General features: G+C 40.1%; 9 protein-coding genes, 1 tRNA gene and 1 pseudogene. 5 read left to right on the forward strand and 6 right to left on the reverse strand.

All coding sequences use genetic code 11. From position 1 onward, the window contains the following. The 6 genes and pseudogenes from WDA22_01065 to rlmN all read right to left on the reverse strand — a co-directional run bounded on the left by WDA22_01065 (position 1) and on the right by rlmN (position 6,272). Positions 1-963 (reverse strand): hypothetical protein, encoded by a 963-nt coding sequence (locus tag WDA22_01065; protein ID MFA5832042.1) that lies wholly within the window; start codon positions 961-963, stop codon positions 1-3. Between the two features lie 9 nt (positions 964-972). After that, positions 973-3,237 carry a T9SS type A sorting domain-containing protein gene (locus WDA22_01070; GenBank protein MFA5832043.1) on the reverse strand — a complete coding sequence of 755 codons (2,265 nt, stop codon included), beginning with the start codon at positions 3,235-3,237 and terminating at the stop codon, positions 973-975. 48 nt (positions 3,238-3,285) lie between these two features. Beyond that, the gene (locus WDA22_01075) at positions 3,286-4,041 is read right to left on the reverse strand and encodes a glycerophosphodiester phosphodiesterase family protein (protein ID MFA5832044.1); all 756 of its coding nucleotides are present in this window, start codon (positions 4,039-4,041) and stop codon (positions 3,286-3,288) included. 110 nt (positions 4,042-4,151) lie between these two features. Then, the gene (locus WDA22_01080; GenBank protein MFA5832045.1) at positions 4,152-4,718 is read right to left on the reverse strand and encodes an adenylate kinase; all 567 of its coding nucleotides are present in this window, start codon (positions 4,716-4,718) and stop codon (positions 4,152-4,154) included. Between the two features lie 41 nt (positions 4,719-4,759). After that, positions 4,760-5,158: pseudogene (locus tag WDA22_01085) on the reverse strand (GxxExxY protein). 25 nt (positions 5,159-5,183) lie between these two features. Beyond that, positions 5,184-6,272 carry a 23S rRNA (adenine(2503)-C(2))-methyltransferase RlmN gene (gene rlmN, locus WDA22_01090; GenBank protein MFA5832046.1) on the reverse strand — a complete coding sequence of 363 codons (1,089 nt, stop codon included), beginning with the start codon at positions 6,270-6,272 and terminating at the stop codon, positions 5,184-5,186. Between the two features lie 555 nt (positions 6,273-6,827). Between rlmN and WDA22_01095 the strand changes: the two genes are divergently transcribed. The 5 genes from WDA22_01095 (at position 6,828) to WDA22_01115 (ending at position 13,200) form a co-directional block, all read left to right on the forward strand. Further along, positions 6,828-8,660, forward strand: a complete 1,833-nt coding sequence (locus tag WDA22_01095; protein MFA5832047.1) for a hypothetical protein — start codon at positions 6,828-6,830, stop codon at positions 8,658-8,660. 255 nt (positions 8,661-8,915) lie between these two features. After that, positions 8,916-9,110, forward strand: a complete 195-nt coding sequence (locus WDA22_01100; protein ID MFA5832048.1) for a type II toxin-antitoxin system VapB family antitoxin — start codon at positions 8,916-8,918, stop codon at positions 9,108-9,110. Next, positions 9,107-9,505 (forward strand): PIN domain nuclease, encoded by a 399-nt coding sequence (locus WDA22_01105; GenBank protein MFA5832049.1) that lies wholly within the window; start codon positions 9,107-9,109, stop codon positions 9,503-9,505. Before WDA22_01100 ends, WDA22_01105 begins: the two co-directional genes overlap by 4 nt. 9 nt (positions 9,506-9,514) lie before the next feature. Then, on the forward strand, positions 9,515-12,496 hold the full coding sequence (gene uvrA / locus WDA22_01110) for an excinuclease ABC subunit UvrA (protein MFA5832050.1): 2,982 nt from the start codon (positions 9,515-9,517) through the stop codon (positions 12,494-12,496). Between the two features lie 630 nt (positions 12,497-13,126). Next, positions 13,127-13,200, forward strand: a tRNA-Ile gene (locus WDA22_01115). The last annotated feature ends 6 nt before the right edge of the window (positions 13,201-13,206 follow it).

The raw sequence follows: 13,206 nt of genomic DNA on the forward strand, positions 1-13,206 counted from the left end.
TTATTGTTTCAATAAAATGGGAATCGATTTTTGATTGTATCGGAACTGGACAGAATTTCCATTTTTGCGCAGCGTTGAAATTTTGAATGAAGGAACTTCAATGGATTGATGTTGAAGTTCCTTTAATTTTTTTGAATAGTGTATGAATGTGGGATTTGAATAATAAAATGCGGTTTCCGGATTCACGTGCACCGTCGATTCTTGAATGATCACATTTTCTTCGTTCCAAATAACATCTGTAATGATTCCATCGGTCTTCGTGCTTGTTCTGCTTACTTCTTTTTGTGAATCTCTTGAAACAATAACAACTTCTCGATCTGACGTAAGGACAATGAATTTGTTGTCCTCAGAAAATGCCGCTTTGCGGAAAAGAATGTTGACATTTCCTTCAATATTTCCTTTTGTTTCGATGATCCTTGTTGAGTGTTGAACGATTCCATTTGCGACAACATAGCTTCCTGCGACAATTGTTTTTTCATCGTGGGCCATTGCAATTTCATATCCCAAGGAATATGGTAATGAGGTCTCTGATGTTTTTGCACCATCAGTTGTGAACTGATGCACCATTGCATTCGATAATGTCACATCCGAAGTTAAAAATGCAATTGAAGTTTTTCCCAGAGCAACAGTGATCGTCCGCTCATAATTTGGTCCCATCTCCTTGAAAAAATTTTGTTCCCACATTTTTATCCCTTGTGCATTATAGACTTCCACAAATCCATCAAAAGCATACGTCAGGACCCAGATTCCGGTGGATTCATTGATAGAGGAGGACGGGAAAGGGACATCAAACGGAATTTTTCGCTCAATGGTACGAATAATTTTTCCATCATTGAGTAATGTCGCGCGGAATGTATTCTCTTCTCCTGCACGTTTTGCATTACCAATTCGGTCTATTGTCAAAGAAAATTGAGAGAAAGAAATTGAGGCTATGACGATCAGTAACAGTAAACAGTTCTTCATATTCCTTGCCTATTTAGTTAACACAAGTTTTTTTGTTTCGGAAAAAATTCCTGACTGCAGACGATAGAAATACACACCGGAAGAGTACAGTGAAGCATTCCACTGAACAGTATATGTTCCAGGTGAAAACACGCTGTTAACAAGTGTTGTAATTTCTTTTCCTAATACATCGTAAATTTTCAAAGACACTTCTCCGGATTTGGGAATCGAAAATTGAAATGTCGTTGAGGGATTAAACGGATTAGGGTAATTTTGCTGAATGTCGAACTGTAAAGGAATTGCATCGCTGTATTGTTCAGTAACCGATGTTGTGATACCGAGGTAGTTTAGCACTTTCGTCATAACAATATCGCGGTTTGTTTTTGTATGGATCGTTTCAAATGGAATGGAGAGCAAAACAACTGCGCCAGGCGAACTTCCCCCCGAAAACATTCCGCTAAATACAGTTACTGCGCCTAACGCATTTGCATACTGTGCGTTAACGGTGCTTCCTCCGAAAGCATTAACATAATCAGGATAATCTTCAACATAGGGAGATCCTTGAGTAGTATCGCCATAGGCAAAAGTAACTCCATTCAAAAATCCCGACGCAGTACCATTGATGACATAACTAGAAGATGCATCACCGGCATAATCTGTTTTTAAATAATTATTCAAAAAATCACGATCTAACTGCGTTGGACCTGATGAGCGATCAAGGTCATATGCCACTTCTGATCCACTTACAAACATTTTCCCACCTGCTTTAAGATATGCGGTTGCTTTCGCCTGTTCGTTAGATCCAAAAGTTTCATCGGTAGAGCTTTCATCGCCAAATAGCCAAACAACAGCACTGTAATTGGAAAGGGAAACTGAACCGTTGACGACTGCACTATTATGTGCAGATTCATATCCGGCATTGATGGATTGTCCCGCCGTCATGGCGAACTGATGAGAAAGCTTTTTATAACTCCCTCCGGTTCTGTCGAACGCATCAATAACAAGAATTTTTTGTCCCGGCAGATTTGGTCGAATACCATACATATCACTCGTTCCGCTTTCGTTGATGATCGCCGCAGAATCAACTGCAGTTAATCGAAAGTAAACCTGTGATGAGGATGAAATTCCGGTGAATGAATATTTTGTCGCAGTACGATTCAATACCGTTTCATCTTTCTGCAAATTCCATGTTGTTCCATTTAAAGAAGAATACAACCGATACCCTTTAAGATCTGGTTCACTATTAGCATACCACGACACGGTAAGTCTGTTTGTTGAATCGTTCAAGACAGATTTTAAAATGGGATTTGCTGGAGCAATAACATCCTGGGACGATATCTCGAACGGAACAAAGACTGTATCCGCATTGCCGTGCGTATCCTGAGCGTAGACCATTGCTTGATATTGTCCGGCCGGGAGCAAAGTGGAATTAAATGAATTGTTCCCGACACTTTGCAGTTTTGAAGTGCCAATATTTCCTGTTCCATTCGTTAAGTAATAAATGTGTTCAGAAGTTGATGATGTGAGTGTATAGACGATATTTGAATTGGCATCGTTCGGTTTCCAATCAAACTTGTAACGAACACCATTTGATGGAGGAGTATACACCACTGTTGATTTATTGGCCGAATAAATCTTGTATCCCGTGTGGTAGATTCCATTGTTGGACGTTGACCCTGAATTGGGAGATGCATTTGCATTCACTTCAACCATCTGCGCTACGATATCAAACAATCCAAACACTTTATTAGTGGAAAATTGCACAGTAGAATTATCCTGATAAAATTTTACCGAAAGCACTTTCGGTTTCCATGTATCGATATATGGTTCAAGTCCACCGGTTTTTCTCAAGGCGTTCGTTTCAGCATTGAAAGCACCATCGATCAGATGTGTATGCCCTTGACCCGTCAAAATGTTTCCAAGAATTGTTACTCCTTTTGTAACAGATTGTCCAAGGACTAAAGCAGGATTAGGTTCGATATGGACATATGCCATATTCTTACTAACGCCATTCACTGTTCCTGTGACTCGTACATATGCACTTGTTCCGGAAACACTTGATGGAGAGATTGTTGTTACTTGGCCGTCCAGAACCGGATAGACAGCAGATCCGTCAGCTTTAGGAATATCAGTCCCGTTATGGAAGTGATTGCTGGAGAGTGTGTTCCGAAATTCACAAAATGTTCCAGTGATGCTTTGGGACGTGTTGAACGGAGTTACCGGCCATTGATACGAAATGGTATCTTGAGCAAACGCGATTGAGGTAAAAAGAACGAAAAAAGGAAATATCTTCATTGGTTTAAAGGTTCAATGCATCGATGATTCCACAAAGGTGTGGAGACATTATTTTGAGAGTAGATCGATTGTCTCTCGGACGAACCGCGGGTTATTGCAAATGATTCCGTCCACATGCAAATCGAGCAGCCGTTGAACATCTCGTCCGGTTTTTACTCCATAGACATATAAAATATAACCTGCCTCGTGCGTATCTGCAACCACATCAGTATTGATCTGGAATTTGCTGCAGACAAAGATTTTTGCTTTGGAATTCTTTACCAGAGTGGACGGCGATTTTCGAAAATGAGTGATGGGATTATAAATAACGCCAGTGGTAATTGATTCGTCAATTTCACTGATCTCTTTAATCATCTGGTGGTTGAAAGAGGTGAAAAGGACTTTCGAGAGGACTTTCGATTGTTCAGCTTCGTTAACGACAAGTTCCACGGCGGATATGTCATTCGTGCTGACAACATCCGGTTTTATCTCAATATTCAACCGCAGGTCTTTTTTAAGGATAGGGAAGATATCTTTCAATAGTGGGATTCGCTCGCGGTTGAACTTTGGGGAGAACCATGATCCATTATCAATTTCTATTAATTGGCGCGAATGTTTTTGGTTGATGGCTCCGCTGCCATCCGATGTGCGCGGCAGTCTTCGGTCATGAAAAACCATCGGAACATTGTCTGCCGAGAGACGAACATCCAGTTCGATCATGTCGCATTTTGCTTCAACTGCTTTATGGAATGCAGCCATCGAGTTTTCCGGCGCTTCGTCCGAAAAACCGCGGTGTGCAATGATAATTGGTGTTTTATGTGGCATTGATTGGTTAATATTCCTTCACCTGATTCACACGAAACAATAATGCTGACGAGTGCGCATCGTTTCCTCCATCGGAGGAAAGAAAACAAATGGGAGCAGTTAAAAAGAAATTATTTTTCTCCGAGTTCGGCAAGCATTAGTTTGCTGACTTCTTCTACTGACCCTTCGCCGTTGATAGAAGAAAGCATTCCTAGTTTTGAATAATAATCTTTTACCGGCGCAGTGTTCGCTTTGTAAACGGCAATGCGTTTAATAACTGTCTCCGGACTATCATCAACACGATGTTCCACTTCTCCCCGATGTACCAGCCGCTCCATAATATGTTCTTCAGTGACTTCTATATACAGCACTTTACGCAGCTTTATGGAAAGCTCCTGAAATATATTTTTTAATGCTTTTGCCTGTTCAACCGTGCGGGGGAATCCATCAAGAATGATACCGTTTTTGCAGTTTGGTGAGGTAAGAATGTTTCGAATCATTCCGATCATCACATCATCCGGCACAAGATTACCGGCATCCATCAACACTTTCGCTTTCAAGCCAAGATCAGTTTTATTTTTGATTTCTGTGCGCAGTAAATCACCGGTCGAAATATGCGGGATATGAAATTTCTCAGATAAAATTTTTGCTTGAGTTCCTTTTCCAACACCGGGGGGGCCAAATAATATTGTATACATAAGTTAGAGTTTTTAACCACAAAAGCACGAAAACACAAAAGTTACAGAATAATGCGTTTTACAGCGCTTCGGAAATTAACAACATTGAAATTAATTAATAGGCCGATTCTGTTTTTTGTTAATTTAAGATATGTAATCAGTTGACTTTGAAAGATCGGCTGCATTTCTTCAACTGCTTTTAATTCTACAACAATTTTTTTATCAATAAGAAGATCTATACGCTATCCTTCGGATAACGGAATTCCATCATAAACGATCGGGACTTTAAACTGTCTTTCATGTGCAATTCTACGCTTATTGAGTTCATGGCTCATGCACGCTTCATAAACTGATTCTAATAAACCTGGACCAAGAGTGACATATACCTTAAAAGCGCAATCAATAACAGCAGTAATTATTTTTTCGGTTTCATTATCGATTGGTTCAAAATGTGGCATCATTTTTTTTATTTCGTGTTTTCGTGACTTAGTGGTTCATTATGGCTTGCTCTTCCTTCACAGCTAGTTGACCGCATGCTGCATCGATATCGACTCCCGCACTATGTCGGATGAATGTGATCACATCGTGAGATCGAAGTTTTTGCCAAAACCGTTCCAATCCCTCTTTAGAAGCACCGACCAGTTTTGCAGAGGTTCCTTGAGGATTAGTAAATTCAATGGAATGGAAGGGGATTAAGTTGATTCGGCAATCGAGTCTGCGTGCTGCTTTTACAAGCAATTGAACATCTTCATCTGTATCGTTTATGCCATCAAACACAATATACTCCAGCATAACGCTCTTTTTTGTTTTACGATTGTAATATTCCAATGCAGAAATAAGTTGTTCCACATCGAATTTTTTCGTGATGGGCATTAATTCTTTTCGAACATTATCTCGGAGCGAATGTAACGACAACGCTAATTTAATCTTTCGGTCTTCATCTGCCATTTTTCGAATATGGTTCGCATATCCTGCGGTGGAAAGGGTAATCCGTTTTGGACTTAATCCGATTCCATTCTGATCTGTGATGATATCAACTGCGGACATGACATTGTCGTAGTTCAACATCGGTTCCCCCATTCCCATAAAAACGATATTAGTGATCGGTTTTTCTGCAAATGTTTGGGCGGTGATATATTGATTGAGAATTTCGCCGGTCGTCAGGTTCCGTAGGAATCCCATGCTTGCGGTAGCACAAAAAGTGCAGTCCAACGCGCACCCAATTTGTGTAGAAATACACAGGGTCATTCGTTCTTCTGCATCGACCGCTGTCGGCCGAGGGGGAATAAGAACTGTTTCAATTTTTTTACCGTCGGAAAGCTCATATAAGAACTTGACCGTTCCGTCTACTTTGGATGTTTGAAAGGTTGCAACGGAAAATTGTTCGATGGATGCGGTTTCATTCAGCTTTTGTCTGAGCGGAACCGAGAGATTAGTCATTTCATCAAAGGTGGTAACACGGTATTTATAGAGCCATTGATAGATCTGTGCTGCTCGATACTTCGGTTCGCCGATGGAAACGATGAACTGTTCCAATGATTCCAGTGTTAGTCCTTTGAGGTTTTTTTTGGCCATAAGAAAAAAATTAGACTTGGAAGCGCACTTTGCTTGCCAAGTCTGAACAAAAATACGAAAAATGCCGAAGTATTGCAATGGAGTTGCCCGCTCTTGGGGGAGTATTTCGAAAATCTTTGTTATCATTGAAAAAAATTGTATAATTAGATGCCTTTTTATCCATTCTCCTCCCCGACTTTGCAGAATATTTTTTTATCTCGGCAAAACTACGTTTGATTGATTATTTACATTACTGATGTTACGCAAAACTGAAAATTCTTCTTATCTCGTCCCCAAAAGGGACTCTCAATTTGGAAATCGTATTCTATTCAAATATTACGCACCTACGGCGCTTTTAAAACCAATAAAGCATGAACTAATTTGTATGCTCTGTTGTCCCAGTAGGGACAAGATATTTGTAGAAGATCAAGCGAATCAATTTTCAAGTCCCGTCAGGGACGAAATATATTTTCATTAATAAAGAAGTGCGTAACATCAGTTACATTAGTATTATTCGGAAACGGTTTCTTTCAACATTGAGTTTACATGACTTTTTATAGGGATTGTATGAAGAAGATGAAGCTCCTATTTCTACTTTGTTTGTTTGTACTGAACATGTACGCGCAGCCGATTACCAGGGAAAAGATCAAAAGTTCAAACGCGTATTATTATGGTGAATCGACAGCAGAGCAAGAACAAGAAGCAAGTGACCACGCATTAAAGAATCTTGTTCAAAGTATTGCGGTGAATATTTCCAGTCAAATGACCAGAGTTGTAACGGAAAAGAATGGTAAAATTCAAGACGCCTACGAGGATGTCGTCAACTCCTATTCTAATGCGACGTTAAAAGATGTGAAGTTCTTGAAACAGTCGGTCAGTGGCGGAATTGAAGTCTTTGCCTATATGGAGAAAAGTGAAGTGTTGAAGATGTTTGAAGAGCGTAAGAAGCTCGTGAGAGACATTTTCGAAAAAGCATTGGAACTTGAAGAGGATTTGGATGTAGCGAATGCATTAAAATACTATTTCTTCTCAACCATTCTCATGAATTCTATTCCCGATAAAACTGTGGAATATCAGACAAAGAATCTGTTAATCGAAGTTCCGATACGAATCAATTCCCTCATCAATAGTACCAAATTCAAGCTGATTTCAGATAAAAAAATATCAGAGAAAGAGCGCGAACTACAATTCGAGATCTATACATTCGGGAAACCAATCAGAAAGCTCGATTTTTCATGTTGGGATGGAGTTTCGCAAGTAAATGTTTCAGCAGTTGACGGTGTCGGGATTTTCCGATTGATTGGTGCGAGCGCTTCCTTCGAGAAGATCGACCTGGCAATCAAGTATATGTATTATGAATCGCGTGAAGAGATCAAAGAAGTCTCCGAGCTTTGGGGTGTTGTTGTGAAGCCGACATTTAAAAATTCGCAAAATATTACACTTTCCGTTGCTAAACAGACGCAGGAAACGTTGCCTGCTCCAGTCACACCGATCACCGTAAAGAAAAGCGATGAAAAGTACAGTTTTGAATTGACTGACAAGGACAAATCTCCAAAACTCAAAGAGATCGAACTGAACATGTTAAAGTTTATGGATCGATTGGAAAAGAAAAGTCCTGATCTCATGAAGAGAGAATATGCCAGCGATTCATTCTTGGCAGAAAAACTTTCTAATCTTGTGAAATACAATAATCCGACTCCGATTGATCAAATGATCAAAGCCGATGTAAACAAAACGGCAAATGGATGGGAAGTGCGCAAAATTCGCGTATTGACATATTATCCATCGCTGAATCGACAGGCGACGGAGTATTTGATCTTGGACTTTGATGAAAATGGAAATTTTTATGACGTCAACTTTGGTACTGTGGAACAATTATATGAGCAGTTTGCCGAACAAGGAACGTACGGAAATGATTGGGGAAATCGTCAAACAATCGTAAAATTTGTTGAAAAATATCGCTCCGCTTTTCTCACTCGAAATATGCCGATGCTTGATTCAATGTTTGCAGAAGAAGCAGTGATTATTGTTGGCCGAGAATTGAAAAAGGGGAAAAAGTCAGATAATTATCAATATGCAAAAGTGACGGAAAGTCAGCCGGATATTCAGTATGTGCAGTACACCAAAAAACAATATTTAGCCAATCAGAAAAAAGCATTTCAAAATCAGAAAGATATTTTTCTCGGATATTCCACCTTCAAGATCAACAAGAAGAATAATATGCCCGGCACGTACGGTATCAGCATGAAGCAGCAATATACTGCCACATCGTATGCTGACGAGGGACATTTATTTTTATTGGTCGATTTCCTGCAAGACCAACCGCAAATTTATGTTCGCTCATGGCAGCCCAAAGAGTGGAGCGATGATGCCATTATTAAACTCGCAAATTTTAAACTCAATAAGTGATTTTTTTTTCTTTTTTAATCCTGAATCCTCGATCTTTATGGTCGAGGATTCATATTCTTTTTATTATTACTACTCAGCAACGAAATATTCACCTTGCCAGAATGACTGGAGTTACAATGTCTGTTACCCTGAGCGCAGCGAAGGGTCTGACGCAATGTGATACCTTGACCTCTTTCCTTTGAAACGTAATCATTGAATTGACACTCATAAAGATGATGTGTATATTTAAGATAGTTTATACACATTAGGAGTATTATGCGTACCAATATTATCATCGATGACAAATTGATGTCTGCTGCTTTAAAAACTTCCGGACATTCTACTAAAAAAGAGGTGGTTGAAGAAGCACTAAAATTGCTTGTCCAGCTTAAGAAGCAGAGTCGTCTGAAAACATTGCGTGGTAAGATACGATGGGAAGGAAAACTTGACGAAATGAGGAGCTCGCGGTGATCTTTGTTGATTCGTCAGTATTGATTGATTATTTCAACAATACCAATACATGGCAGGTTCGACACTTGGACGAAATTTTGGGTGTTGAGATCGTTGTGATAGGAGATTACATACTTGCCGAAGTATTGCAAGGTTTTCGAAATGATAAAGATTATCATAAAGCTAAATCCATTCTGCAATTATTTCCCTGTTTTGATATTTGCGGTGAAGCAATTGCTCTGAAAAGTGCGGAAAATTATCGAGCACTCCGAAGAAAAGGATTTACTATTCGCAAAACAATTGACGTTGTTATTGCAACGTTTTGCATGGAACAGAAGTTTACGCTCTTGCATAATGATAACGATTTTATACCATTTGAAAAGCACCTTGGTTTACAAACGATAAAACAAAACTAACAAATCTTCATGGCAAAAAATAAACTTCAAACTGTTAAAAAATCTTCTCAGCTTAACTCAACAAAATCTCCTCTGATCATCAAGGGAGCGCGAGTTCATAATCTGAAGAATATCTCCGTTGAGATTCCTCGGAATAAACTTGTGGTGATTACTGGAGTGAGCGGTTCCGGAAAATCATCATTGGCATTCGATACGATTTATGCGGAAGGACAACGGCGATACGTAGAGTCTCTTTCAGCATATGCCCGCCAGTTTTTGGAGAGGATGGACAAGCCCGATGTCGATGTGATTCAAGGAATGTCCCCTGCAATTTCTATTGAACAACGAACCAATACCCGCAATCCACGCTCGACTGTCGCGACGACAACGGAGATCTATGATTATCTGCGGCTGCTCTATGCTCGCGTCGGTAAAACGATTTGTCCGAAATGTGGCAGGGAAATAAAGAAGGATTCCGTCCAAAATGTTGTGGATAGAATTGGTCAGCAAAACGAAGGTGAAAAATTCTATGTAATGTTTCCGATGCACGATCATGAAGATAAATCCGTAACGGAAGAATTAGAGACTCTCAAGAAACGCGGATTTTTCCGTATTGTAATAAAAGGTGAGATGATCGATCTGAACGATGCTGGTCAAGCTGAAAAAATAAAGGAATTGTTATCTGTTCCAAAACGTTCGGGGAAGAAAAATCTTCAGGTGCTTAAACCAATTGCTCCTGTCAAAAAAGTCCATGCAGCTTCTCATGATAAAAAAAATATCTTCGTTCTTGTCGATCGATATATTCTTCGAAAGAATGAGATCCAAAGTCAAAATCGTTTAGCAGATTCCATACAAACAGCATTTGTGGAAGGAGAAGGCTACGCTTCCATCTTGAATCTTGAAACACATGAGCTTATCCCATTCAGTCAGCATTTTGAATGTCCGGATGATAATATTCGTTTCGAAGAACCCGAGCCGCATCTCTTTGCATTCAATTCTCCAATCGGCGCATGTCCAAAATGCCAGGGATTTGGCCGCTCCGTGGGGATTGATATGGACCTCGTAGTTCCTGATCATGAGAAGACTTTGAAAGAAGGTGCCGTCATGCCATGGACGACTCCAAAGTTCCAGGAAAATTTGCGTGACCTTTCGCGGATAGCATATGACGCAGGTGTTCCGATGAATATTCCGTTCAGAAAACTGACCGAACAGCAATTGAATATTGTGATGAACGGATACGGTAAGGAATTTGACGGTATCAATGGATTCTTTAAGATGGTGGAGAGAAAAGCATATAAGATTCAATATAGAGTATTGCTCAGCAGATATCGCGGCTACACAACATGCGACGAATGTCATGGAAGCCGTCTGCGTAAAGAAGCGTTGAATGTAAAGATCGACACCAAACATATCGGTGAAGTTGCAGCTATGAATATTGAACGAGCAGATGAGTTCTTTGTGAATCTTAAACTGACTGATTTTGAACTTAGTATAGGAAAAAGAATTCTTGAGGAAATCAGGAAACGGCTTCGGTATCTTGTTGATGTTGGTGTTGGGTATTTAACGTTAGATCGTTTATCAAATTCACTCTCTGGCGGCGAGTCGCAGAGGATCAATCTCGCAACTTCTATCGGTTCATCTCTTGTCGGATCGATCTATGTATTGGATGAACCGAGTATTGGTCTTCATCCGCTTGATAATGACCGGCTGATCAATATTCTTAAACGACTTCGTGATGTTGGAAACACCGTTCTTGTTGTTGAGCATGATGCCGACATGATGAGGGCTGCCGATCAGATTATCGATATCGGTCCGAAAGCAGGCGAGCGTGGCGGAGAAATCATGTTCCAGGGGACGTATGATGAAGCGATTGTGAATGAGAAATCATTAACGGGAAAATATCTTTCTGGGAAACTCGAGATACCGGTTCCCAAAACACGGCGAAAGCTGATCTCTAAGTTGACCGTCACCTCTAAGGTGACGGTCAACTCAAAGGAGACTGTCAGCTTTAATGATTCCATTCAAATTCTTAATGCATTTCAACACAATCTTCAAAATATTGATGTTGAGATTCCGTTGAAAATGTTTGTATGTGTCACAGGAGTTAGCGGTTCAGGAAAAAGTACGCTTGTGCATGATATTATTGGAGAAGGAATTAAAAAACGGTTGAATGGTCATATCGGCCGGTTAAGCGGTGTTCATGAGATCAAAGGATGGGACAAGATTCAACATCTTGAGTTGGTTGATCAATCACCTATCGGTCGTTCTCCACGTTCAAATCCGGTTACATATATCGGTGTGTTCGACGGAATTCGTGAATTGCTTTCAAAGACCCCCGCAGCAAAGATGCGGGGTTATCAGCCGGGATTTTTTTCGTTTAATGTACCCGGCGGACGGTGCGATGTATGCGAAGGGGACGGTTTACAAAAAGTAGAGATGCAATTCATGGCGGATTTATATCTCACGTGCGAATCATGCAATGGAAAAAGATATAAGAAAGAAGCGTTAGAAGTCCGATGGAACGGCAAGAATGTCGATGATATTCTTGCGTTAACAGTTGAAGATGCTATCGCTTTTTTTAACAAATATGCCGATGGAAAAAAGGTAACACAAAAACTTCAAGTGCTAGATGAAGTCGGACTCGGTTATCTTCGTCTTGGCCAGGCAGCGACGACACTCTCCGGTGGAGAAGCACAACGGATCAAACTTGCTACTCATTTAGTAGACAAGAAAGAAGGACATACACTCTTTATTTTTGATGAACCGACCACCGGACTTCATTTTGATGACATAACAAAATTACTGAAATGTTTTACTGCTCTCCTGGATGCGGGAAATTCATTACTCGTGATAGAACATAATCTGGATGTGATAAAATGTGCAGATTATATCATCGATATGGGGCCGGGTGGAGGTGAAAATGGCGGTAAAGTTGTAGCGCTTGGTTCGCCCGAAGAACTTGCAAAGATTCCACATTCTTACACCGGTTCATTCTTAAAGAAGATATTATAACTGATGTAAGCACATCTTTATTAATGAAAGAATATTTCGTCCCTGACGGGACTTGAAACTTGATTTGCTTGATCTTCTACAAATATCTTGTCCCTACCGGGACAACGGAACAAGCGAATCGGTTCATGATTTTTATGGTTTTTAAAAGCGCTATAGGTGCGTAATATTTGAAGTACATTACAATTCCTACATTGAGAGTCCCATTAGGGACGCAAGAAAAAGAATTTTCAGTTATTAACTGATGTTTAGTGCACCTTTATTAATGAAAGAATATTTCATCCCTGATGGGATTTAAAAACTGATTCACTTAATCTTCTACAAATATCTTGTCCCTACCGGGACACTGGAACAAGCTAATCGGTTCATTGTTTTTAAAAGCGCCGTAGGCGCGTACTATTTGTAGTCATAGTACGATTTCCAAGCTGAGAGTCCCTTTAGGGACGAGATAAGAAGAATTTTTCAGGTTTTGCGTAACAACAGTTATAATTTGTAACCTTGTCAAGGTTAGCGCTAATTTTCCAAGCCTTGACAAGGTTGACCAGTTTTCGTTGAAGACTTACCCAATAAACTCTTTTCTTGTGACCATTCTGTAATTTTCGTATATTCAACAGATTACAGTGATTTTCTTTCGGGCCCTTAGCTCAGTTGGTTAGAGCAGCTGACTCATAATCAGCGGGTCGCTGGTTCAAGTCCGGCAGGGCCCACTTCTT

The organism is Bacteroidota bacterium (genome assembly GCA_041658205.1).
Classification (GTDB): Bacteria; Bacteroidota; Ignavibacteria; order UBA10030; family UBA8401; genus UBA8401.

Coding starts and splice junctions, on each gene's coding strand:
- WDA22_01065 (MFA5832042.1), bottom strand. CDS start 963: ATGAAGAACTGTTTACTGTTACTGATCGTCATAGCCTCAATTTCTTTC.
- WDA22_01070 (MFA5832043.1), bottom strand. CDS start 3,237: ATGAAGATATTTCCTTTTTTCGTTCTTTTTACCTCAATCGCGTTTGCT.
- WDA22_01075 (MFA5832044.1), bottom strand. CDS start 4,041: ATGCCACATAAAACACCAATTATCATTGCACACCGCGGTTTTTCGGAC.
- WDA22_01080 (MFA5832045.1), bottom strand. CDS start 4,718: ATGTATACAATATTATTTGGCCCCCCCGGTGTTGGAAAAGGAACTCAA.
- rlmN (MFA5832046.1), bottom strand. CDS start 6,272: ATGGCCAAAAAAAACCTCAAAGGACTAACACTGGAATCATTGGAACAG.
- WDA22_01095 (MFA5832047.1), top strand. CDS start 6,828: ATGAAGCTCCTATTTCTACTTTGTTTGTTTGTACTGAACATGTACGCG.
- WDA22_01100 (MFA5832048.1), top strand. CDS start 8,916: ATGCGTACCAATATTATCATCGATGACAAATTGATGTCTGCTGCTTTA.
- uvrA (MFA5832050.1), top strand. CDS start 9,515: ATGGCAAAAAATAAACTTCAAACTGTTAAAAAATCTTCTCAGCTTAAC.